Raw genomic sequence first — 23,346 nt, forward strand, 5'->3', positions numbered from 1 at the left:
GGGAGCAGGGGCATGAGGGAGCAGGGGGACAAGGGGACAAGGGAGACAAGGAAGAGATAATAGCTACTCCTACCTACTGACAAATGACTCTTGTACAGACGCGATTAATCGCGTCTCTACGACAACTGACAACTGACAACTGACAACTGACAAATGACTAACATTCGTATTGGTAACGGCTACGATATCCACCGACTGGTGAGCGATCGCTCTTTAATTTTAGGAGGAGTGCAAATTCCTCACGAACTGGGTTTATTGGGTCATAGTGACGCTGATGTATTAACACACGCCATTATGGATGCCATGCTGGGCGCGTTATCTTTGGGGGATATAGGACATTATTTCCCTCCCAGCGATCCCCAATGGCAAGGGGCTGATAGTTTAGTACTACTAACTCAAGTAAATCAGTTAATTCAAAATCAAGGTTGGCAAGTAGGTAACATTGACTCGGTGGTAGTTGCTGAACGTCCAAAATTGAAACCGCATATCGAGAAAATGCGTGACAAATTAGCGGCTGTTTTAGAATTGCAACCAAATCAAATTGGCATCAAAGCAACTACCAATGAAAAATTAGGCCCCGTTGGACGAGAAGAAGGCATCTGTGCTTATGCTGTTGTCTTGCTATTGGCAGCTAACTAATTTCATTGAATTAAATTGACTATTCATTTATTAAAACTATGAATTTCAGTAGCATCATTACCAGAATTAAGCGTTTTTGGTTACTCATAATTTTGGCTTTTGCAACAGCAATTACAGTTACCGCTTGCAATCCATCAGAACTGAAAAGTTCTGCTGCTCAATTACCGCAATTAGTAACTACTATTCTCAGCGATCCCAAAACTTTCAATCTTGCTCTCAGCCAAGAATCTCCTAATATTTTTAGTTTGACTTATGAAGGATTAGTTACCCAAAATCCAATTACTGGTAAAGTTGAGCCAGATTTAGCCGAGTCATGGCAAATTTCTGAGGACAAATTACGATTTATTTTTACTTTACGTGAAGGCTTAAAATGGTCTGATGGGCAGCCACTCACCGCTGATGATGTTGTATTTACTTACAACGAGATTTACTTCAATGAAGCGATTCCCACAGATACTAGAGACGGTTTCAGAATTGGTGTCAGTCGTAAACTACCTACGGTACGAAAAATCGACGAACGTCGGGTAGAATTTGCTCTACCAGAACCCTTTAGACCTTTCTTATTGAATACAGGCACTTCTATTTTACCTGCACATGCACTACGGGAATCTGTAAAAAAGAAAGATACAGAAGGAAAGCCGATATTTTTAAGTAAGTGGGGTGTAGATACACCTGCCGAACAAATTATCGTCAACGGCCCTTACAAACTTGAGCGCTATGACACAAGCGAACGCGTAGTATTTCGACGCAATCCCTACTACTGGCGCAAAGATAACCAAGGTAAAGCAGAACCTTATATTGAACGCATAGTTTGGCAAATCGTTGAAAATACAGATACTTCTTTGCTGCAATTTCGCTCTGGTGGATTAGATACTGTAGGAATATCACCTGAATACTTTTCCTTGCTAAAAACGCAAGAAAAACAAGGAAACTATAAAATTTACGGTAATGAACCTGGAACTGGTACAACATTCGTTTTATTTAATTTAAATAAAGGGAAAAGAAACGGAAAACCATTAGTCAATCCAATTAAATCACGCTGGTTTAATACAGTTGAATTTAGGCAAGCAGTAGCTTATGCTATCGATCGCCAAACGATGATTAATAATACTTTCCGGGGATTAGGTGAGCCACAAAATTCACCAATTACAGTACAAAGTCCTTATTACCTTTCGCCAAAAGAAGGCTTAAAAAGCTATACTTACGATATAAAAAAGGCAAAACAACTATTAACTAAAGCTGGATTTAAATACAATCAACAAGGTCAATTATTAGATGCTGATGGAAATCGCGTTCGTTTCACATTGCTTACCAATTCTGGAAACAAAATTCGTGAGGCCATAGGAGCGCAGATTAAGCAAGACTTGAGTAAAATCGGTATGCAAGTCGATTTCACACCATTGGCATGGAATACTTATACAGATAAGCTTTCTAATACCTTAGACTGGGAAGCCTCTATGTTAGGTTTGACTGGTGGTTTAGAACCGAACGATGGGGCTAATGTCTGGGCCCCTGAAGGAGGATTACACATGTTTAATCAGAAACCACAATCAGGACAAAAACCGATTGAGGGTTGGGAAGTCGCTCCTTGGGAAGCAGAAATCGGCAAGCTTTACATTCAAGCCGCACAGGAATTTAATGAAGCCAAAGTTAAAGAAATTTATGGAGAAACGCAGCGAATTACCCAGGAAAATTTACCATTTATTTATTTAGTGAATCAGTTATCAATGTCAGCAGTTCGCAATCGCTTTGAAGGCATTCAATACTCTGCTATTGGTGGCGCATTCTGGAACATTCATGAAATTAAAATAACGAATTAGTCAATAGTCATTAGTCATTAGCAAAAAACTACTGACTACTGACTACTGACAAAGGATAAATGACAAATGACCGATGAAAAAGCTTTGCGATCGCTTCTAGAAGGAGTTGCCAATGGTAAAGTTACTCCAGATGTGGCGTTAGACTCACTCAAAGACTTAGCCTATGAATCTGTAGGTGAGTTTGCCAAAATTGACCACCATCGCCAACTAAGAACTGGTTTTCCAGAGGTAATTTGGGGGCCGGGAAAAACGCCCGAACAGATTGCTCAAATTATGGAAGTGATGCGCCAACGCAACCCAGTAGTAATGGCAACGCGCATTGAACCAGCAGTTTATGCAGCCCTACAATCAAAAGTTAAAGGTTTATACTACTACGAACTGGCGAGAATCTGTGCTATTACTCCTCCAAGCATTGAGCCACAGTTTAGGGGAGAAATCGCTATTCTTTCAGCTGGTACTGCTGATTTAGCGGTTGCAGAAGAAGCAGCAGTCACAGCTGAACTTTCTGGTTTTCGCGTACAGCGACTTTGGGATGTCGGCGTTGCTGGAATTCACCGTTTACTAAATAATCGCCATGTGATTGAATCGGCATCGGTATTAATTGTTGTAGCAGGAATGGAAGGCGCTTTACCCAGTGTTGTTGCGGGTTTGGCAGATTGTCCAGTGATTGCCGTTCCTACCAGCATCGGTTATGGTGCAAGTTTTGGCGGTTTAGCACCACTATTGACAATGCTCAATTCTTGTGCTGCTGGTGTAGGCGTGGTGAATATTGATAATGGTTTTGGTGCAGCAGTTTTGGCGGGGCAAATTTTGCGAACAGCCGAGAAATTGCGGTTGGCATCATCTGCATCTTGAGTTAAGACATTCAAGAGGCTGGGGATTAGTGACTGGGGATTGGGGACTAGGTACTGGATACTGGGAAAAATATTATAGGTATAAATTATTTCTATCCTCAAGCCTAAATTCTCAATCCCCAATATTTAATACCCAGTCCCCAATCCACTGCTAACCATTAATTATCAAGTATGAACTATTACAATGTTTTGATGTCTCAGTTATTTTGGCATTTGCCTGCTAACGTGACGCTACTAGCTCAAGAAATTCACGATCCAGACCTTATAGGTCAAATCTCCAAAGCTTGGAGTCACTTTGTACAAACAGGACAAATCTGGGCGCTATTGATTGGTTTGGTCATTGGTTATATCATTCGGAATCTAACAAGCTACGGTTGATGTCGGGGCTAGATATTAGGGATTAGGGATCGGGGATTGGGTATTGACTATTAAGAAGAAAAAGCAATTTGGCGAACTAAATTCCTCCTAGTCCTTAGTCCCTAGTCCCTAGTCCCCAGTACCCAGTACCTAAATTATGACCAAAGAACAAACTTGGAGTCAGCGGTTTGAATCAGCGTTGCATCCTGCGATCGCTCGTTTTAATGCCAGTATAAGTTTTGATATTGAATTAATCGAATACGACCTGACTGGTTCCCAAGCTCATGCCCAAATGTTGGCTCACACTGGTATCATTTCCCCAGAAGAGGGAGAGCAACTAGTTGCAGGTTTAGAACAAATTCGCCAAGAATACCATCAGGGTAATTTTAATCCTGGCATAGATGCTGAAGATGTACATTTTGCTGTAGAACGGCGGTTGACAGAAATTGTTGGCAATGTCGGTAAAAAATTGCATACGGCGCGATCGCGTAACGACCAAGTTGGCACTGATACCAGACTCTACCTCCGCGACCAAATCCAACAAATCAAAAGCCAATTGCGGGAATTTCAAGGTGTTTTATTAGATATAGCCGAACAGCACGTTGAAACTCTGATTCCTGGTTATACACACCTGCAACGCGCCCAACCTCTAAGTTTAGCTCATCACCTTCTGGCATACTTTCAGATGGCACAGCGCGACTGGGAACGTCTGGGAGATGTGTATCGCCGAGTGAATATCTCGCCACTAGGGTGTGGGGCTTTGGCTGGAACTACTTTCCCCATCGACCGCCATTACACAGCCCAAATATTGAACTTTGACAGCGTTTATGCTAATAGCTTGGATGGAGTCAGCGATCGCGACTTTGCGATCGAATTTATCTGCGCTGCCAGCTTGATTATGGTTCACCTCAGTCGCCTCAGCGAGGAAATCATTCTGTGGTCATCAGAAGAATTTCGCTTTGTCACCCTCAAAGATAGCTGTGCTACTGGTTCCAGCATTATGCCCCAAAAGAAAAACCCCGACGTGCCAGAATTAGTCCGGGGGAAAACAGGGCGTGTCTTCGGTCATCTTCAGGCGATGTTGGTAATGATGAAGGGGCTACCTCTGGCATACAATAAAGACCTGCAAGAAGATAAAGAAGGTCTATTTGATAGCGTCAAAACAGTTAAAGCTTGTTTAGAAGCAATGACAATTTTGCTGCGAGAAGGTTTAGAATTTCGCACCCAGCGTTTGGCGCAAGCGGTGACAGAAGATTTTTCCAATGCCACCGATGTAGCAGATTATTTAGCTGCGCGGGGTGTGCCTTTCCGGGAGGCTTACAATCTCGTAGGTAAAGTAGTAAAAACCAGTATTGCCGCAGGTAAACTCCTGAAAGATTTGACATTGGAGGAGTGGCAACAAATACACCCAGCATTTGCCGCAGATATTTATGAAGCGATATCTCCTAGTAAAGTTGTAGCTGCCCGTAACAGTTATGGTGGTACTGGCTTTGCTCAAGTAAGCAAAGCAATCCTTCATGCCCGCACTCAAATTGCGGAACACAGAGATTAGGGAGATGAGGGAGTGAGGGAGATGAGGGAGTGAGGGAGAATAACTTGCAACCTGCAACTTGCGACTTGCGACTTCTACCTTTTGCCTCCTGACTCTTGTAGAGACGCGATTAATCGCGTCTCTACGACAACTAACAACTAATAAATAAGGGCGTACAGCTAACTGTACACCCTAAAATTTCATAAACTCAAAGAATTAGAATTTCGGGAGGCAATTTATTCAGCATCAACTGCTGCTGCGCCCTCATCTTCCTCATTCTTCGGCGGTCTTTGTTGGAATCTTCTCTGCATTCTTCCTGTCGTAGTTCGTTTACGAAACTTTCTGGCATATGCCTGGTTCCGTAGCGCCTTTTCTTTTTTCGGGTTACGGCGCTTGGCCATGTTCACCTCATTAAATAAACAACAAAAAATGGTAACTAGGCATCAAGTAGGCAATATCAGCTACCAATATTATTGATATAATTTTAGCCTAGTTTAGCAGCCTACATACTTTGAACAGCTTATAATCCTATCGCATTCAATTTGAATATGTCAATAGCAATTCAGCATTATTTCTAGAATGCCAAGGTGTTTGTATACTAATGTAGCGAGTAGAAAACAGGACAATCCTTAATAAAGCAATTTATATAGTTAACTGTAAAAATCTGCGATCGAAGGAAATAATTAATTTTTCGGCTTGAAGGTTTGTACTATTAACTCGGAATAAAATTTATAAGTTTTATGGAAATGGATTTTGGCAATCAACTAACATTTAATAGAGCCAATTATTATCGTAGAATTTCTGTATATAGGCATTAATAATCATAGTATTGTAAGCTATTAAGCTGATAATAAACATATTTAGATATTATATTCTCTGCTATTGAATAATATTAATTATTGCTATCGGTCAAATTCATGCTATGTTTAATTGGAAAACTCTTAGTGTCTCAAAATAATTTATGTATATAAAATAACAAAAATTTTCTGTTAACAGAATCCTAAAATTGATATATTTTCCAAAAATCGTTTAGAATAAAATCCCAAACCACGAACATGTTTGTAAAATACAAATCTTAACTCTGAAGTAGTTAAGCCGATGTTAGGTGGTAGGGCACTTAGATAATACAACACAGACATTTTAAGATTGAACGTTCTTGCTTTTTTTGCAGCGGCTATCCAGTCTACACGTAGCTTATGGCGCGTTGGACAAACGGTACTGGGTATTATCTTCCGTCATCCTATTCCTGGTACTAGTATCATCCCGATATTACCTGATGGTCGAATTGTGCTAATCCGGCGGCGCGACGACGGTTGCTGGGCATTGCCTGGAGGTATGGTGGATTGGGGAGAGGATATTCCTAACACAGTCCGCCGAGAGTTAATGGAAGAAACTGGACTAGAGTTGGTAGAAATTAAGCGTTTGGTTGGAGTTTACTCTGCACGAGATCGCGATCCCAGAATTCATTCAATTTGTGTTGTGGTTGAAGCCCAAGTGCAGGGAATAATGGCAGTTCAGGATACTTTGGAAGTAATGGACATTCAAGCTTTCCCTCCCAATTCTCTACCTCCAGGAAAAATGTCTCACGACCACTCTCGACAATTACAAGATTACTTGAATGGCTTGACCACATTGGCATAATAATATTTTGTTACTAGTCATTTGTCATTTGTCAGTAGTTGGGTACTATTGACTATTGACAAGTAGCTAATATTCTAAAAGTTAATTCTTCAATTAAGATGGATACCCTATTTCGTAACTCCCGGAGGAAACTCTCTCAAGGGCTATTATTCTGGCGCGAGGCTGGTGAAGGTATTGCTGTAATTTTTTTACATGGTGCTTGGGAAGATAGCAGCCAATGGCTATCAGTGATGGAGACGTTATCTGAGAATTTTCATTGCTTTGCACCAGATTTATTAGGTTTTGGTGAGTCAGAAGGTCCGAAAAATCATTACTCTATTGATTTGCAGGTAGAGTGTATAGCTGAGTTTGTGCAAGCTTTGAAGTTAGAAAAGGTATATTTAGTAGGACATTCTCTAGGGGGTTGGATTGCTGCTAGTTATGCTTTAAAGTATGCAGAGCAAGTTCGCGGTTTAGTGCTGCTAGCGCCAGAAGGTGTAGAGGTGGAAGGACAGAAAAAGTATTGGCAAAATATGCGCCAGTTAATCAATCGTTCGTCACTATTTTATAAACTATTGCGATCGCTTCGTCCTTTAACCAAAGTTTTGGGCTTTAGCGAAAAAATTGAAAAAGATTGGCAGACGCGCCAAGAACTGCTGCAATACCCTACAGCTTGTCAGCTACTATTTCAACGACAGCAGCCAGAAATTGAGGCAGAATTACTGCAAAATCGATTGCAGTTGATGGAAGTGCCAGTTTTAATTTTGCAAGGCGGTCAAGATTTACTTGATGCCGTGGTTAAAAGTCAAACTTATACTCAACTAACTCCTAAAGTTGAGTTTAAAATGATTCCTCATGCAGGAAACGATTTACCAAAATCTTGCGCTAGTATTGTCGCTGGAGATATTAAGGACTTTATTAAGCAATTAAACTAATTTATTCAGAGTTTGCTGCCAATCTACTACGAATATTCCCTCACTTTCAAATCGTGATATGTGTTTCAAGTTGGTTGTCACAACTGTGACCTCATCAAAACTTCTTAATTGAAGGATTGCTTGAGCAGTAAGAATTACATCACCATCTAAGCTATCATCAGTTGCTGTGGGCTTTCCTTGGTTTCGTACCCATGCCCATAACTCGGCTGCTTTTTGCATTGTTTCATGAGTCAGTGGTATTAGACAAATCTGGCTCAGTTGGTTGAGTCGGTCTATACTTTTTTGCTTTCCTTGTCTCAATAGTTCACGCCGCAACTCATAATCAGCTATTTCTGGAACGCCTATGTTAGTTTCAGATTTATCTAAAGATTGTAACCACTGTTTTACTTTTGGTTCTGCTTTAGGATGCGTTACTTGACTCAATGGATGAGTATCCAACAATATAACTCTACCCATCTGAGTACTTATAAAGATGGTTGATTTTTGTTCAAAGATACTTCAATTTGATGATAAGTTTCGTCATCATAATTTGATTCATCAGCCATCCATTCGTCAATTAGTTCTGTAACCTTTTCTAAAGAATTAGCTCGGTTTTTTTCTGATTCAAGGAATTGGACAATTTTATTTTGTTCTAATTCTTCTAACTTAAGCTTATCTAAAATATCAAATATTGTAATTTTTCTTTTGTTTGGGCTTGGTCGTATAGTAAGTAAATCAACATCTCTATTTTCGCTGGAAATTACTGTAAAACTACTGTAACTTCCAAAAGATGGAAGTTTTTGGGCGAGCCAGTCCTTATGCAAACTAACTAAAGGTGATTGAATTTTCTTAAATGGTGACGAGTAATTCTCAATCAATGCATCAACTCTCACTCTCACTGCTAGCAGTTCCGCTAAAGATAGGACTTCTATTTGTTGCATAATCACATCTAGCTGTGATGTTTCAGGCATATGATTACTGGAAACAAGGTTGTATCTACATTATATCCTATCGTTACTTTGATATACCTCTACAAGTTGCGATCGCCTTCAAATCACGTTAACTCATAGCTATTTCTCTCATTCCCCAAAAGGTTAAATTTAATTCTACTATCAAATGTGATGCGATCGCAGGATATAAAGTTTGCAGATAATTGAATAGTAAAGTGCGATCGCCTCCTTTAATTGCAATCTTTCCTTCAGGAAATAAACACCACCACGCTTCAATAAAATCTTTGATTCCAGCGATTAAAGTGTAAATAATTCCACTTTGAATTGCTTCTGGTGTATTGAGTGCAAAGCGTGTGGGTAAAGAGGCAGAATTTGGCGTTTCTACTAATGGTAATTGCCCTGTTTTTTGACCGAGAGTTGCAATTTGCAACCCTAATCCTGGTAAAATTGCGCCTCCTACCAAACACTGATTATCATCTGCACCTGTAAAAGTTAGCGCTGTTCCAGCATCAATTACTAGCATTGGAAAACCCCAAGTTTTCCCAGCACCCCACAAAGCTAAAGCCCGGTCGATTCCTAGAGTGGGATACACACCTCGCAGCGGTATTTGGTCTAAGGTAATAACGCGAATATTAGGGTAGGTTTGCCACAATGTTGTTTGGCTAGGAACTACGGAAGCTAAAAACAGAGGAGGAGATGAGAAAAATGCTTCTGCGAGAATTTCCTTTTGTTCCCTCTGTACCTCCGTTCTTTGATGGAGTGGAAAAATTGCTAGTAATAAATTATTGAGTGTTTGACATTGAGCTAGCTGAGATATGACAGACTCAGGTAAATACTCAGTATCCCAAGTAAAATCAAGAATTTCGCCGTTAAACAACGCCCAATGCAGCTGAGAATTTCCAATCTCCAAAGCTAGCCAAATTTTTTTTATATTGCACATATTCCTTTGCCTCTACAGTGTCACTATATTTTTTAAATAAAATAGAAAAATCTTAATAAAAATTAACATTCAATACGTGGCACAATAAGACAAGAGGAATAAATACTCAATTTTTCAAGGAGGGGAGTTATGGTAGCGCTCACCGAAAAAACTGAAAAACGGCTCACCATACAGACTGCGGAAATTGCTCAAGAGACGACGGCAATTCGCTCTCTGGACTGGGATCGCGATCGCTTCGATATTGAGTTTGGTCTGCAAAACGGTACTACTTATAACTCGTTTCTGATTCGCGGTGAGCAAACTGCCTTGGTAGATACCTCCCACGAAAAGTTTCGCAAGTTGTATTTTGATACGCTCACCGGACTAATTAACTTATCTGATATTGATTATCTGATTGTCAGCCATACCGAGCCAGACCATAGCGGTTTAATCAAAGATTTATTGCAAATGGCTCCCGAAATCACTGTTGTCGGCTCGAAAGTGGCAATCCAGTTTTTAGAGGATTTGGTACATCAGCCATTTAAACGCCAGATTGTGAAAAATGGCGATCGCTTAGATTTGGGCAACAGTCACGAGTTTGAATTTGTGATTGCTCCAAATTTACACTGGCCGGATACCATCTTTAGTTTCGACCACAAAACGCAAATTCTCTACACCTGCGATGCTTTCGGGATGCACTATTGCTCTGATAGCACCTTTGACGAAGACTTAAAAACTCTGGAAGCAGATTTTCAATATTACTACGAATGCTTGATGGGGCCGAATGCGCGCTCAGTGCTATCTGCCCTCAAGCGTATGGATGAACTGCCAACAATTAACACGATCGCCACTGGTCACGGGCCGCTATTATCCCATCATGTGGAAGAATTAACCAAGCGTTACCGAACTTGGAGTCAAAAACAAGCCAAGCCAGAAACAACTATTGGGATATTTTACGTTTCTGAATACGGCTATGGCGATCGCCTCGCCCAAGCGATTGCTAACGGCATCAGCAAAACTAATGTTGGTGTGGAAATAGTGGACTTGGGAGCAGAAATAGACTTACAAGAGTTGCGTGAATTAGTTGGGCGTTGTGCCGGACTTGTTGTGGGGATGCCTCCAGCTTCTAGTACTGCAAATACTCAAGCTGCCTTCAGCACCATTTTAGGTTCTGCCAAAGAAAAACAAGGTATAGGCATATTTGAAACTGGCGGCGGAGATGACGAACCAATAGATCCGTTGTTGAGTAAATTCCGCAACTTGGGTTTGGCAACAGTTTTCCCAGCAATTCGGATAAAACAAACACCCACAGAAAATATCTACAAACTCTGTGAAGAAGCGGGTACAGACTTAGGGCAATGGGTGACACGCGATCGCAGCATCAAAAACATGAAATCCTTGGGTGCTGACTTAGATAGAGCATTAGGTAGAATCAGCGGCGGATTATACATCATTACTGCCAAAAAAAGCGATGTCTCCAGTGCGATGTTAGCTTCTTGGGTTGCTCAAGCAAGCTTTAAACCCTTGGGATTTTCCATTGCGGTAGCCAAAGACCGGGCTATTGAATCGCTGATGCAAGTAGGCGATCGCTTTGTCCTCAACGTTTTAGAAGAAGGTAATTACCAAAAACTGATGAAACACTTTTTGAAGCGATTTGCTCCTGGTGCAGATCGTTTTGAAGGTGTGAGAACTCAGCCAGCCGAAAATGGTGCGCCCATCCTGACCGATGCTTTGGCATATGTTGAGTGCGAAGTCGTTAGTCGCATGGACTGCGGCGACCACTGGGCAGTATACAGCACCGTTTACGCCGGACGAGTTTCCGATCCAGATGCCCTAACAGCAGTCCACCATCGCAAAGTTGGCAACCATTATTAAAGCATTCTTAGTGTCTTGGTTTTATGGTTAAAAAATAAATTTAATTAACCACCAAGAAGAGCCAGCGCTGTGCAGAGGTTCCCTCCTTTAAGGCGACTGGCGTACCAAGACACAGAGAAAGCTTACAATAATGGTCAGGGAAGGGAAGTAGCCAGCTATGGATGAGATTCGGGTACTGACTGCCTTGGAACGACGACCCTTAACAGTTGAAAACCTTGCTTATGCTTTAGGCTTGCCATTAGAAGAAACGCGGGAAGTCATAATGAGGCTGTGGAATGAAGGTTACATTGATACCACCACTAGCGTTAGTTCTGGGGCAAAAATTCGTGCAATAACTGGCGGTACAATCGTTGGTGGTGTACTCGGTGCGATGACTGCGGGTATATTTGGTGCTGCAATTGGTGCTGTATTAGGTAACACCGTAGGCGATCGCATAGTACCAGCAGGAAGCCAAGAAAAAAAACAAAAAACAGTACTTTCTGATTCTCAGACTTATTTTATACTAACTTCCAAGGGTCATTATCATCTGCATCCCCCTACTTCCCTATAACTCATTAAAATGAGCGAATTGTTCAAATGGCTACCTTGGATTTTAGTGGCGCTGATTCCAGGATTGTTAAACCTTCTAGTAGCTTTTAAACAATTAGCTGATGATTGCAAATTTCTACCTTTTTTTGACCCTGAAAAAACTCCAGGTGTTTGGATTTGGGCAATTGCTCAATTGACTTTTCCTTGCGTGCTTTTTTGGCTGACAGATTCTTTCTACTTACAACCAGAAATAAATTTTAATCTGATTGGTAGAGCAATAAGTTTTGGATTGGGATTTATTGCAATTATGAATGCCAGAACAGAAACAGGCTTTTTTACGGTGGATATTAAAACTTTTTACACTCGCCTTGTGCGTTTAGCCTATGATTTAATTGCTTCGCAAGAAACTGCTCGGACAGCAGGATTTTGGGTTGATGTAGAACAAGAGTTATTGAAAAGAATTACAGACTTTACAGATGGTTTGAATTTTTTAGAAAACTATTTTAAAAGAGACGTATCTTTATCACCGGAGCAGATAGAAGACCGCTTAATAGAAATCGATGAAGCTCGAATCAAACCTTTAAAATCAGAACAAGTTAAAGCAATAGTAGCCTTAATGGATGTCAGAAGGATGGACTTACCTAGCTTATTGCAACGGTTCGGATTCAGCGACGAATTTATGAAAAAATACTTCAAACAAAAGTAAGGTATTATGCCAGAAACTAAACCACGTGACGTTCAAGTTTTCCCTGTTGCTACAGATACAAAAGTACTGCGATCGCGCACTTGGACAAGACTCAGATTTGAAATTGAATACGCTCTTGCTAAGGGTACAACTGCCAACTCCTATTTAATTGAAGCAGATAAAATTGCTCTCATCGACCCTCCAGGGGAAACGTTTACGCAAATTTATCTAGAAGCACTGCAACAGCGGATTGATGTGACAAAGCTGGATTATATAATTTTGGGACACATCAATCCCAACCGCGCCGCCACTTTAAAAGCATTACTGGAAATTGCCCCGCAAATTACTTTTATTTGTTCTAATCCGGGGGCAAAAAATCTTCGAGGGGCGTTAGAAAACCCAGATTTACCAATTATCGTGATGCGCGGGGAAGAAACCCTAGATTTAGGCAAGGGACATTATCTGCAATTTATTCCCACACCCAACCCCCGTTATGCAGATCACCTTTGCACCTACGACCCGCAAACGGAAATACTCTATTCAGATAAGCTATTTGCAGCCCATGTTTGTGGAGATCAAGTGTTTGATGAAGGTTGGGAAATCTATAACGAAGATCGGCACTATTATTTTGATTGCTTGATGGCTCCTCATGCCCGTCAAGTTGAAACGGCGCTCGATAAACTTGCCGATTTGTCTGTGCGAATGTATGCTACCGGACACGGGCCTTTGGTGCGTTATGGGTTAATCGAACTCACACGCGCTTATCGGCAATGGAGTCGGCAACAAACATCTGCTGACTTGACAGTGGCATTAATATATGCATCAGCGTATGGGAACACTGCAACCTTAGCCCAAGCGATCGCTCGTGGCATCACCAAAGCTGGTGTCGCTGTAGAATCAATTAACTGCGAGTTTACTGACCCAGAGGAAATTCGCGCTGCGGTGGAAAAAGCAGATGGCTTTGTTATGGGTTCCCCTACCCTTGGCGGACACGCACCCACACCCGTACAAACAGCTTTAGGAATTGTCCTAGCTACCGCTACTAATAATCAGCTGACTGGTGTCTTTGGTTCCTTTGGCTGGAGTGGCGAAGCCGTCGATTTAATCGAAAGTAAACTCAAAGATGCTGGCTATCGTTTTGGTTTTGACACCATTCGCGTTAAATTCAAACCCGACGATGCCACCTTGCAGTTGTGCGAACAAGCTGGAACTGACTTTGCCCAAGCACTGAAGAAAGGTAAAAAAGTGCGATCGCCAAGTGTTCCTGCTACCAGTGTAGAACAAGCAGTCGGTCGGATTGTTGGTTCGCTGTGTGTTGTCACAGCCAAGCAAGATGATATATCCAGTGCAATGTTAGCCTCTTGGGTATCTCAGGCTAGCTTTAGTCCTCCTGGTTTAACCATTGCTGTTGCCAAAGACCGCGCTGTTGAAAGTTTGACACACTCAGGAAATCAATTTGTCCTCAACATCCTCAAAGAAGGCAATCACTTAGGCTTGATGAAGCACTTCCTCAAACCCTTTGGCCCCGGACAAGACCGATTTAGTGATGTTGCTACTCAAGAAGCTGAAAACGGTTCTCCCATATTGAAAGATGCTTTAGCTTATCTCGAATGTTCCGTACAAAACCGCATGGAGTCTGGCGACCATTGGCTCGTTTATGCAACTGTGGACAATGGTCAATTACTAGATAATAGTGGAGTAACAGCCGTGCATCACCGCAAGTCGGGAACTCATTATTAACTGGGGACTAGGGACTGGGGACTGGGGATTAGGTATTAGCAAATTCTTCTCCAGTTCCTAGAAGCGAAGCTTCGGCATCTCGACGTTTGGAGTTCTAAGCTTGAAATTCCGAGTTCAGAACTCGACGTTTGGAGTTCCAAGCTTGAAGTTCCGAGTTTAGAACTCGACGTTTGGAGTTCCAAGCTTGAAGCGCCGAGTTTAGAACTCAACATTTGCAGTTCTAAACTTGAAGCGCCGAGTTCAGAGCTTGAAGTTTCGAGTTCTAAGCTAAAAACTTGAACTTAAAAGAGCGATCGCGTATCATCTTGTTTTCACGAACCGCCTATTGGTAAGCTTGTTTGGAGAGAAGCGATCGCTTAATTCATGACTCTATTTGTAGCTGTATATTTCAAGTTATTTAGTATAAAAATTCAATCCCAGCTTTCAGCTTTGATCATAAGCTGACAAAAACTCCTCTCTGAGATACCTGCTTGAGTACAGATGGATCTCAGTGTAGAACCTAGGACTAGCCCTTTCAAGGTGACTAGTAAAATAAGATTGTTTTTTCTCGGCGTTCTCTGTGCCTCTGCGGTTTAAAAGTAATTTATTTAACCACAAATACACAGAGAAAACAGAGACTAGAGGTTAAAGAGGAATTTATTGACCAAAATTTTTACCCACCTTGAAAGGGCTAGTCCTAACTATAACTCTTGTGTGCCTGGGCGAGTAAGAACAATTAGATTTAACCAATGGGGCTTCAGTGAGATTCTAAAAAAGGATTTATCGTCATTAAATCCTGTGGTAGCTTTAATGGATCTGCCGTCTGGAGTGGGGGAGCAATTTCAAGATTTTGATTAATTTCCTCTATCAATAGAGGTATCTAGATAATCTAACTAAAGACTCATTAAATCATTTTTTTTCTTTTATATAAAGGAAAATCATAAGTTTTTGAAAGAAGAGTTTCAGGTTTATGAAATACAGCGATAAAACTATACAGAGATAAAACTAAAAGTGACTCTGCTAATTTATGCAACGATGATTTAGTGAGCAAATTAACTGTATATTTATAAGAATTTGAATTTCTTCAATTTCTTATAAATTGTTATGACTCATAAGGATTTTTACCGCAATTTTGTTCAAAAAAGCTGAACCGTTATAGAAGTTATATCTCTTTTTTTTAAGAGCGTATTAAATCATGCCTTTTTGAAAGAGAAAAATTATGCCATGAATTGCATAAGTTGCTCAGAGTATTAACTAGGAAAAACGCATCTTATTATTTTCAAAATGCTTGCCCATTAAGAGTTTTAGCTATTATTTAGTTTTACTAATAAATAATGGCTAAAACTCTTAATGGGCAAGGTTTACGGAATTTAGATGCCTTTGCCCTAGGAAAAACCTCAACTCAAGGAAGTTCAAATGGCTAAACAATTCAACGGTACGATTGCCCTAGATATTCGTGATTCCGTACCCGACTGGGAACCCTACGCCGAACCGAAAGCCCCCGCAGGTTCGCCGAACATTCTTTACATCGTAATTGACGATACGGGATTTGGTGCTTGGGAGATGTTTGGCGGCAAAATTAAAATGCCCAATTTAGACCGTATTGCCAAAAAAGGCTTAATTTATACCAACTTCCACACCACCGCCCTCTGTTCTCCCACTCGTTCATCCTTGTTAAACGGACGCAACGCCACCAGTAACGGGATGTCCTGTATTGAAGAAGCGACAACGGGTTTCCCCGGTAATAATGGTCGCATTCCCTTTGAAAATGCCATGATTCCTGCTGTATTGAGTGAGCGAGGCTGGAGTACCTTCGCCCTTGGCAAATGGCACTTACTCCCCGAAGAAGAGGCAAATATGGCATCTAGCAAGCGCCATTGGCCGCTTGGTCGTGGTTTTGAACGCTATTATGGCTTTTTAGGCGGAGAGACGGATCAATGGTATCCCGATCTTGTCTATGACAACCATCTGTTTGAACCGCCCTATGAACCCAATATGGAGGATACAAAGAACGGCTATCACCTCTCCAAAGACTTGATCGATAAGGCCATTTCCTTTATCCAAGATACAACAGCGATCGCTCCGAATAAATCTTGGATGATGTACTTCTCTCCAGGAGCAAACCATGCGCCTCATCAAATCTGGCCTCAGAAGATTTTAGATTACGAATACAACACAACATTGGATTACTCCGATAATCCCAAGGACGTTTCCTTTGAGATAACTAGCGTCTTTAAAGATGGGTATCAAGCTTATCGCACAGAAGTCCTTGCCAAAATGAAAGAATTAGGCATCTTTGGGGATGAAGTGACAGAACCCTCAGTGATTAATCCTCATGGTGAGGGCGAACTTGCAAAAGACAACCCTGACCACACTAAGATCCAAGGAGTTCCTAAAGATAAGAAGTGGCCTCAAACTGATTGGGTAAGACCTTGGGATAGCTTAGAGAAACAAGAAAAAGCTTTATTTGTGCGTATGGCAGAGATTTATGCCGCTTTTTCCACCTACACTGACGAACAAATCGGTCGTCTGTTAGACTTTCTTGAAGAAACTGGTCAAATGGATAACACTATCATTATTGCAGTAGCAGATAATGGTGCAAGTGCGGAAGGGGGTCCTAATGGTTCAGTTAATGAAAACCTGTTCTTTAACGACATTCCTGATAATTTTGACAAAAACTTTGCATTTCTCCAAGATTTAGGAACACTCAAGACCTATAATCACTATCCTAGCGGTTGGGCTTGGGGATTTGATACTCCTTTCAAATACTGGAAACGTTGGTCAGGTTATGAAGGTGGTGCTGCTACTCCCTTTATGATGTGTGGGCCTGGTATTAAGGAGTCACGAGTGGCAGATACTGGTATTCGCAAACAGTATATTCACGCAGTTGACGTAGTGCCGACCCTTTACGAAATGTGTGGCATAGAACCGCCAGAAGTGGTCAAAGGCTATACCCAAAGTCCCATTGAGGGTATTAGCTTTGCCTATACCTTCGATCCGAAATATGCTCAACCTGAGTATCAATTTGCCTATAAACTGTCTGACGAGCAAAAACCCAAAGACAAACATGGAAAACCCAAAAAAGTGCGAGAAACTCAGTTCTACTCCATGTTAGGCACACGGGGAGTCTGGTATAAAGGCTGGCACGCTTGTACTGTCCATGCTCCTGCACCTTCTGATTGGAGCAATTTTGATCGGGATATCTGGGAATTGTACTGTATGGATGGCGATGAGAAATTAGGATTAGCTGCCGATCCAACTCAATCTCGCAACTTAGCTAAAGACTACCCCGACAAGCTCGAACAGATGAAGAATCGGTGGTTCGTGCAAGCAGGTATATACAATGGTACTCCCCTAGACGATCGCTGTGCGGCTGATATATTGGGTGGAGAACGTCCTCATTTAGCTGATCCTCCTGATTTTAGTGGAGAAGGCATTTGGAATCAGGGCGAATTTGGATACATCTACTATCCTGGTGGCTCAGAAATTCCTGAAGCTGTTGCTCCGAATATCCGTGGTCGTTCTTACGCGATCGAAGCGATCGTTGATTTCTCCAAAGCTGAGGGAGACTTACAAGGTGTTCTGGTCGCACATGGAGGACGTTTTGGTGGACATAGTTTCTATATCCATGACTATATCCATGAGGGGAGGAAACTCTGTTATGTCTATAACTGGCTAGGACAGCAGCAACAGAAGATTACTTGTTCACTCCCCAATCTTACTGGCAACGAAGAGAAACTCAAAGTTGCATTTGAGAAGAAGCCAGATCAACCAGATAGCAAGTTTGGTGGTAGCACTATAGGAGAAGTAAAACTCTATATCAATGGTATTGAGCAAACAAGTGCCACTATTGAGGAAGCTTTCCCAGAATATCCTGATACATTCCTGACTCAACCTGGTAAGTTTGCCCTATGTGGTGAAGGCTTCAATATTGGTCGAGATCCAGGCCAACCCGTGTCAACAGACTACGAACACGAGATTCCTTACGAGTTTGAAGGCGCAAAGCTGAAAAAAGCGATCGTCACCATTAAGAATGATGCTGGTGCGATCGATTACGAAAAAGAACTCAGAGGAATGTTGATGCGCGACTAATCTCTAGAGTGTTGCTTGACAATCTAAGTAGTCTGACAGAATTAATTACACAACGTCATTGCGAATGGAGCGAAGCGAAATGAAGCAATCGCAAGGGTTGGGATTGCTTCGCTTCGCTCGCAATGACTGTAAATATTTTTGTCGAACTACTTGGGGCGAAAGTAGCGAAGCTGCTATCAACCGCCACACAACGGCTAAAAAAGTTGCTCTAGGTAAGTTTCAGAAAAATTTTTTAACTTTGTACCCAAAAAATGAGATTTTCTCACTGATAACTCACGATGACTGCCTCTTCACAAGTATCTCAAAACCCCTCATCTGATCCCAGTATCTTTAAACCTCCCCACAAGGATATGGTATGGATTCCAGGGAGAACATTTGAAATGGGATCAAACAGTCGTAAATATCCCGAAGAAGGCCCCGTCCACACCGTAACAGTGAATGGTTTCTGGATGGATCAATATTTAGTCACCAACAAGCAATTTAGAAAATTCGTCAAAGAAACGGGATATATTACCTTTGCTGAGAAACCCCCAAAAGCAGAAGATTATCCCAATGCAGATCCCGAAACGCTAGTCCCTGGATCTGCCGTATTCGTGAAACCCGATCGCCCTGTCGATCCTCGTACTCTATGCTGGTGGCACTATATCCCTGGGGCGAACTGGCGACACCCCGAAGGCCCAGGAAGTTCAATCAAAAATCGAGAAAACCATCCTGTTGTACATATTGTTTATAAAGATGCCCTTGCCTATGCAAAATGGGCGGGAAAAGAACTACCAACCGAAGCACAGTGGGAATTTGCAGCGCGAGGCGGCTCAGAGGGGGCAGAATTTGCTTGGGGCGATGAATTTATACCCGATGGTAAACTCATGGCGAATACATGGCAAGGACAGTTTCCCTGGCAAAATCTGAAATCTCGTTCGCCAGGGACGGAAGCGATTGGCAACTATCCCCCCAATGGCTATGGACTCTACGACATGATTGGCAATGTGTGGGAGTGGACAAGCGACTGGTATCGGGAACGACATCCCGAAAATCCTACAAAAGCCTGTTGTACCCCTAGAAATCCGCGAGGCGGAACCGAAGAAGAGAGCTACGATCGCAAAATACCACCCTCAATGCAGAAACCGCGTAAAGTCCTCAAAGGAGGGTCTTTTCTCTGTGCCCCTAACTACTGCGCCCGCTATCGTCCTGCTGCCCGATACCCAGAAGATATCGATACTTCAACTAATCACATCGGTTTCCGGACGATTGTTTGTCCTGATTAGAATTATGCCAACGTTCTAAGAGATGAAGCCGACTCGTATTAGGGTATCCGCCGAGATAACAGCAAAATGGCACACGTTGTAAATTTTTGTAAAACTAGCAGTAATTGTGCTTTTACCTCCTGGATGACCAAATTGTGAATCATACCCTGACCAAAAATTGTCACTTAAAGGATAATGTGGTTCTTGGCAACTTTTGGCGATCTTGGTTGGGACAAGGCAGAAGGCAGAGGGCAGAGGGCAGAAGTCAGGAGGAAGGAAAGAGTAGTGCAATGAATACAGTTGTGCTAAATCTAGAGTCAATTATTCGCCTTACCGACGAGCAGTTTTATCAACTCTGCATAGCGAATAAAGATTTAAGTTTAGAACTCAATGCTCAAGGAGAACTCATTATTGTGCCACCCGTGGGAGGAGAAAGCGGAAATCAGGAAGCGGAGTTAATTACTGACTTAGAAATCTGGAACCGTCAAACGAAATTGGGAAAAGTTTTTAGTTCCTCTACTATATTTAGGCTACCAAATGGAGCAAAGCGATGTCTTCGACAAGCCGCTTCGCGTCTACGCCCGATGTTGCTTGGGTAAAATTAGAGCGTTGGGAAGCACTCACCCCAGACGAACGTAAGAAATTTCCACTATTAATGCCTGACTTTATAATTGAACTTCGTTCGCAAACTGACAGTCTTAAAACTCTGCAATCTAAGATGCGGGAGTATGTAGAAAATGGTTTGCGCTTGGGCTGGCTGATTAATCCTCAAGATGGACAAGTGGAAATTTATCGTTCGGAACAGCCGATAGAAGTAGTTAAAATGCCAACTATACTTTCTGGGGAAGAAGTTTTACCTGGGTTAAAATTACAAGTAGAAATGAATTAAACCAGAGGGTGAGATAAGTTAATTCTTTTTCCCAGATATCATAAATAGACAACTTAAATAAGCCTCAAATTATTGGTAATTTTCTAACCAAGTGACTAAATCTTGTGTCACAGAAAAATCTAACAAAGCCTCTCCTAGTGCTTCTAATTGCTCGCTCGATAGTTGCTGAATTTGCGTCTGCAACTTCGGTTCTATATTTCCCAGCTTCCGAGTGAGTAGACGCAGAACTAGTTTTAACTCTCCTTCTTGCAGAATTTCTTGATAAAGTGGCGATTCTCGCATCAGATCCTCCTGTAAAAATTGCCGAATCAGATTTTTATCAAACTTTAACCTAGCTAAAATTTCAGTACAGGCAGAGATATTTTGTTGTTGCTCTGGCTCTTCAATCCTACCAATCCTATCAGCTACTTGCTTTAGTAGAACTTCAGGTGTATCTGTTCTAGCTAGTACTGCTAGGGGTAGCAACGCTGGATTTTCTAGCAGTGGAGTAAGTTCTTGCTCCCACAAGCGTACTACTCGATAGGGATGAATAGTCCCGCCTACAGCCAATCGCTCGACGTAAACTATGGGTGATTTTGTCTCCTTCAGAAAAATCACAACTTGCTCAATTGGACACTCGTATTTTCGGTACAGTCTCACCCAGTAATCCAGCATTCGTAAGGGTAAGGGTGGGCTAGAGGTAGGTACAGTTTGAAACTCTAGATGGAGAATTTGACCGCTGTTGGGTAATAAATAGAGAGCATCAGAACGAATTGGTTCAAGGCTTAGTTCTGTGGGTAAAGGCTGAATCTCAATAACTTCAGCATTCAGCAACCAACTAGCAAAAGGTATAGGATAAGCTTGAGCCAAGTAGCGGCAAATGTTGTCGTAAGCCAAGGGTATGATTCTTGAGTGCGAAGTTAGTATCTCACAAATGCAGGTATATCGCCCTTAATAGCTATAACATGATTTCTTGTAGCCGCTATGTCTGGTCAATAACTCGCAATTCCTCAAATCTGAGTAGAACTTATTACCTGGTCTATATCTTAAGGTTGTATCTTGTTTGGCAAAAATTTCCTAGCCTAATCATAGGTTCACTTAAGCATAGGGAAAATTTCTATGACAAGCAACGTTTCTAATGAATCTAAAGACATTAGTAAAAATATAAATGGATCGCTAGTGATTGGCGTTCTACTGATTATTTTCGGAATTATAGCGATCGCACTACCTACTGTTTCCACAATTTTCGCTGAAACTTGGTTTGCTTTAATTCTCATCTCTTCGGGATTTGCCAAGCTGGTTTACGCTACTCAAAATCGCGATCGCGGAGGCTTCGTTTGGCAGCTGTTATTAAGCGCACTATACATTGCAACGGGTGCGATGCTGTTTGTTTACCCCCGAACTGGTATCTTAACCCTCACTCTCTTATTAGGTAGCTTTTTGCTAACTGAAGGTACATTCGAGCTAATTCTGGCCTTCCGGTTACGTCCGCAACAAAACTGGACTTGGGTGTTGGGTAATGGCGTGATTACTCTGATATTAGGTGCAATGATTTGGTTCCAATGGCCCTTTAACGCACCCTGGATTCTGGGCACACTTGTAGGTGTTAGCGTTCTGTTTACAGGCGTTTCCCGTACAATGCTGTCGCTAAATGCGCGTTCTTTGTTGAATCAATCTGATGCTACTAGCGCTTAAAGTAATTGAGTCTGGTGTAGAGCGAGGGTTACTTTAAAACTTACTCTACCACCAAAAATTCAGTTGAAGAAAAATTCCGAATTACAGTTTTCGGAATTTTTCTTTTGCTTTTGTTCTGTCCTAATCAATTCTCTGTTCTAAATACTGACCAATCATCAACTGTTCGCCAGCACGGGAGATGATAGTTTGTCTGGTACGGTATTTGCGACCAACTAACTTTAACTCTTCCTCAAATACTGAACCGTTGTACTCAGTTCGCAAACATAGAGTTTGGGAGTTGGGGAAATAATAGTTGGCGGTGACTGGTTTGGATGTAGCAAAACCGCGATCGCGATACAAAGTATTTCCCAATGCACCAAATAAAGTCGAACCTTGCGACTCTTTTCTTCCCTTGACTATATCCGAGCTTTCCCAGGTGACTTTTGCACCACAGGTTAGACTCACTGAAGGAGCTAAATCGTGCATCTGAGCTAGCTTGTGCAATTCATTGCATCCCGATTTTAAATAACAAATCGTGACTATAGTCACTAGTTCCTTAGTTTCTCCTTCTGGCAAAGTATAGTAACGCCTTTGCGATCGCCACTTACCTGCTGATTCCTGAAAAAATTCTGCAATCTGGGATTCTTCAGTAGTTTGTGCAAATTTGAGCGGTGATGTCACTGGTTGCATTCCTCACACAATGTCTGTCTGGTAGTTGGCGTTGAGACTCATTACATTATTTATGTCTCAAATAGTAAATTTATTTACTTTTTTTAATCTAAACTAGAAAGTGAAATCATTACTGCCAGTTTGGCTACAACGGTAAAAATTAAACTTGTGATTTGCTACTTTTTGGAAATCGCAAATTTCTCCTAAAAAAGTCGATTTTACGCAAGTTTCAGTTTATATGTTGCTTGCAGTAGAGCCGAGAAAAACTAAAAATACCTACACTAAGTTGAAAAGGGATACGAGTGCTATAAACTTCTCTGTGTTTACGTAAGCAGTAAGTATAGGGAGTTTTTACGATTTTTATTTAGTTAAACAATACTTTTTATAC

Annotated in this window: 20 protein-coding genes and 1 pseudogene; 15 read left to right on the forward strand and 6 right to left on the reverse strand. The window is 41.6% G+C overall.

All coding sequences use genetic code 11. The annotated features are described in order from the left end of the window. Positions 1-153: 153 nt before the first annotated feature. From ispF to argH, 5 genes are all read left to right on the forward strand, one after another. Positions 154-639 carry a 2-C-methyl-D-erythritol 2,4-cyclodiphosphate synthase gene (gene ispF / locus I8752_RS06380; protein ID WP_214431468.1) on the forward strand — a complete coding sequence of 162 codons (486 nt, stop codon included), beginning with the start codon at positions 154-156 and terminating at the stop codon, positions 637-639. Between the two features lie 38 nt (positions 640-677). Further along, the gene (locus I8752_RS06385) at positions 678-2,459 is read left to right on the forward strand and encodes an ABC transporter substrate-binding protein (protein WP_214431469.1); all 1,782 of its coding nucleotides are present in this window, start codon (positions 678-680) and stop codon (positions 2,457-2,459) included. 66 nt (positions 2,460-2,525) lie between these two features. After that, a complete protein-coding gene (larB, locus tag I8752_RS06390; protein ID WP_214431470.1) occupies positions 2,526-3,314 on the forward strand; it encodes a nickel pincer cofactor biosynthesis protein LarB in 789 nt (262 codons plus the stop codon). A 170-nt stretch (positions 3,315-3,484) separates the two neighbouring features. Next, on the forward strand, positions 3,485-3,691 hold the full coding sequence (locus I8752_RS06395; RefSeq protein WP_214431471.1) for a hypothetical protein: 207 nt from the start codon (positions 3,485-3,487) through the stop codon (positions 3,689-3,691). 136 nt (positions 3,692-3,827) lie between these two features. Further along, complete coding sequence (gene argH, locus I8752_RS06400) at positions 3,828-5,222, forward strand: argininosuccinate lyase (protein ID WP_214431472.1); 1,395 nt, start codon at positions 3,828-3,830, stop codon at positions 5,220-5,222. 215 nt (positions 5,223-5,437) lie between these two features. Here the strand turns inward: argH and I8752_RS06405 are convergent, their stop codons facing one another. Continuing rightward, on the reverse strand, positions 5,438-5,602 hold the full coding sequence (locus I8752_RS06405; protein ID WP_214431473.1) for a hypothetical protein: 165 nt from the start codon (positions 5,600-5,602) through the stop codon (positions 5,438-5,440). A gap of 745 nt (positions 5,603-6,347) precedes the next feature. Between I8752_RS06405 and I8752_RS06410 the strand changes: the two genes are divergently transcribed. Continuing rightward, on the forward strand, positions 6,348-6,842 hold the full coding sequence (locus I8752_RS06410; RefSeq protein ID WP_214431474.1) for an NUDIX hydrolase: 495 nt from the start codon (positions 6,348-6,350) through the stop codon (positions 6,840-6,842). A 98-nt stretch (positions 6,843-6,940) separates the two neighbouring features. After that, on the forward strand, positions 6,941-7,756 hold the full coding sequence (locus tag I8752_RS06415; protein ID WP_214431475.1) for an alpha/beta fold hydrolase: 816 nt from the start codon (positions 6,941-6,943) through the stop codon (positions 7,754-7,756). Here the strand turns inward: I8752_RS06415 and I8752_RS06420 are convergent. The 3 genes from I8752_RS06420 to I8752_RS06430 all read right to left on the reverse strand — a co-directional run bounded on the left by I8752_RS06420 (position 7,748) and on the right by I8752_RS06430 (position 9,625). Beyond that, positions 7,748-8,212, reverse strand: a complete 465-nt coding sequence (locus I8752_RS06420) for a type II toxin-antitoxin system VapC family toxin (protein ID WP_214431476.1) — start codon at positions 8,210-8,212, stop codon at positions 7,748-7,750. The two genes, I8752_RS06415 and I8752_RS06420, sit on opposite strands and share 9 nt — an antisense overlap. Positions 8,213-8,220: 8 nt before the next feature. After that, positions 8,221-8,706, reverse strand: coding sequence for a hypothetical protein (locus tag I8752_RS06425; RefSeq protein ID WP_214431477.1), 486 nt, complete (start codon positions 8,704-8,706; stop codon positions 8,221-8,223). Positions 8,707-8,794: 88 nt separating this feature from the next. Next, complete coding sequence (locus I8752_RS06430; protein WP_214431478.1) at positions 8,795-9,625, reverse strand: pantothenate kinase; 831 nt, start codon at positions 9,623-9,625, stop codon at positions 8,795-8,797. Positions 9,626-9,754: 129 nt separating this feature from the next. On the opposite strand from I8752_RS06430, the gene I8752_RS06435 reads away from it, so the two are divergent. From I8752_RS06435 to I8752_RS06465, 7 genes and pseudogenes are all read left to right on the forward strand, one after another. Then, the gene (locus tag I8752_RS06435) at positions 9,755-11,479 is read left to right on the forward strand and encodes a diflavin flavoprotein (RefSeq protein WP_214431479.1); all 1,725 of its coding nucleotides are present in this window, start codon (positions 9,755-9,757) and stop codon (positions 11,477-11,479) included. Between the two features lie 157 nt (positions 11,480-11,636). Next, positions 11,637-12,029 (forward strand): hypothetical protein, encoded by a 393-nt coding sequence (locus I8752_RS06440; protein ID WP_214431480.1) that lies wholly within the window; start codon positions 11,637-11,639, stop codon positions 12,027-12,029. Between the two features lie 9 nt (positions 12,030-12,038). Further along, positions 12,039-12,713: a hypothetical protein gene (locus tag I8752_RS06445; RefSeq protein WP_214431481.1), complete on the forward strand. Its 675-nt coding sequence runs from the start codon at positions 12,039-12,041 to the stop codon at positions 12,711-12,713. A gap of 6 nt (positions 12,714-12,719) precedes the next feature. Continuing rightward, positions 12,720-14,432 carry a diflavin flavoprotein gene (locus I8752_RS06450; protein WP_214431482.1) on the forward strand — a complete coding sequence of 571 codons (1,713 nt, stop codon included), beginning with the start codon at positions 12,720-12,722 and terminating at the stop codon, positions 14,430-14,432. Between the two features lie 1,395 nt (positions 14,433-15,827). Beyond that, on the forward strand, positions 15,828-18,503 hold the full coding sequence (locus I8752_RS06455; protein WP_214431483.1) for a sulfatase-like hydrolase/transferase: 2,676 nt from the start codon (positions 15,828-15,830) through the stop codon (positions 18,501-18,503). Positions 18,504-18,853: 350 nt separating this feature from the next. Beyond that, positions 18,854-19,768 (forward strand): formylglycine-generating enzyme family protein, encoded by a 915-nt coding sequence (locus tag I8752_RS06460; protein ID WP_214431540.1) that lies wholly within the window; start codon positions 18,854-18,856, stop codon positions 19,766-19,768. A 269-nt stretch (positions 19,769-20,037) separates the two neighbouring features. Further along, positions 20,038-20,636: pseudogene (locus I8752_RS06465) on the forward strand (Uma2 family endonuclease). 69 nt (positions 20,637-20,705) lie between these two features. Here the strand turns inward: I8752_RS06465 and I8752_RS06470 are convergent. After that, entirely contained in the window at positions 20,706-21,512 is an 807-nt protein-coding gene (locus I8752_RS06470; RefSeq protein ID WP_214431484.1) for a DUF4351 domain-containing protein, read from the reverse strand. Positions 21,513-21,734: 222 nt separating this feature from the next. Here I8752_RS06470 and I8752_RS06475 point away from each other — a divergent pair, with 222 nt between their 5' ends. Further along, positions 21,735-22,310, forward strand: coding sequence for an HdeD family acid-resistance protein (locus tag I8752_RS06475; RefSeq protein ID WP_214431485.1), 576 nt, complete (start codon positions 21,735-21,737; stop codon positions 22,308-22,310). 120 nt (positions 22,311-22,430) lie between these two features. On the opposite strand, the gene I8752_RS06480 is transcribed toward I8752_RS06475, so the two are convergent. Then, positions 22,431-22,970, reverse strand: coding sequence for a phycobiliprotein lyase (locus I8752_RS06480; protein ID WP_214431486.1), 540 nt, complete (start codon positions 22,968-22,970; stop codon positions 22,431-22,433). Positions 22,971-23,346: the final 376 nt, after the last annotated feature.

Source organism: Dendronalium phyllosphericum CENA369, from assembly GCF_016056275.1.
GTDB lineage: Bacteria > Cyanobacteriota > Cyanobacteriia > Cyanobacteriales > Nostocaceae > Dendronalium > Dendronalium phyllosphericum.

Excerpts from the sequence above, each read along its gene's own strand:
- ispF (WP_214431468.1), top strand. The coding sequence starts at position 154 with ATGACTAACATTCGTATTGGTAACGGCTACGATATCCACCGACTGGTG.
- I8752_RS06385 (WP_214431469.1), top strand. The coding sequence starts at position 678 with ATGAATTTCAGTAGCATCATTACCAGAATTAAGCGTTTTTGGTTACTC.
- larB (WP_214431470.1), top strand. The coding sequence starts at position 2,526 with ATGACCGATGAAAAAGCTTTGCGATCGCTTCTAGAAGGAGTTGCCAAT.
- I8752_RS06395 (WP_214431471.1), top strand. The coding sequence starts at position 3,485 with ATGAACTATTACAATGTTTTGATGTCTCAGTTATTTTGGCATTTGCCT.
- argH (WP_214431472.1), top strand. The coding sequence starts at position 3,828 with ATGACCAAAGAACAAACTTGGAGTCAGCGGTTTGAATCAGCGTTGCAT.
- I8752_RS06405 (WP_214431473.1), bottom strand. The coding sequence starts at position 5,602 with ATGGCCAAGCGCCGTAACCCGAAAAAAGAAAAGGCGCTACGGAACCAG.
- I8752_RS06415 (WP_214431475.1), top strand. The coding sequence starts at position 6,941 with ATGGATACCCTATTTCGTAACTCCCGGAGGAAACTCTCTCAAGGGCTA.
- I8752_RS06420 (WP_214431476.1), bottom strand. The coding sequence starts at position 8,212 with ATGGGTAGAGTTATATTGTTGGATACTCATCCATTGAGTCAAGTAACG.
- I8752_RS06425 (WP_214431477.1), bottom strand. The coding sequence starts at position 8,706 with ATGCCTGAAACATCACAGCTAGATGTGATTATGCAACAAATAGAAGTC.
- I8752_RS06430 (WP_214431478.1), bottom strand. The coding sequence starts at position 9,625 with ATGTGCAATATAAAAAAAATTTGGCTAGCTTTGGAGATTGGAAATTCT.
- I8752_RS06435 (WP_214431479.1), top strand. The coding sequence starts at position 9,755 with ATGGTAGCGCTCACCGAAAAAACTGAAAAACGGCTCACCATACAGACT.
- I8752_RS06440 (WP_214431480.1), top strand. The coding sequence starts at position 11,637 with ATGGATGAGATTCGGGTACTGACTGCCTTGGAACGACGACCCTTAACA.
- I8752_RS06445 (WP_214431481.1), top strand. The coding sequence starts at position 12,039 with ATGAGCGAATTGTTCAAATGGCTACCTTGGATTTTAGTGGCGCTGATT.
- I8752_RS06450 (WP_214431482.1), top strand. The coding sequence starts at position 12,720 with ATGCCAGAAACTAAACCACGTGACGTTCAAGTTTTCCCTGTTGCTACA.
- I8752_RS06455 (WP_214431483.1), top strand. The coding sequence starts at position 15,828 with ATGGCTAAACAATTCAACGGTACGATTGCCCTAGATATTCGTGATTCC.
- I8752_RS06460 (WP_214431540.1), top strand. The coding sequence starts at position 18,854 with ATGGTATGGATTCCAGGGAGAACATTTGAAATGGGATCAAACAGTCGT.
- I8752_RS06475 (WP_214431485.1), top strand. The coding sequence starts at position 21,735 with ATGACAAGCAACGTTTCTAATGAATCTAAAGACATTAGTAAAAATATA.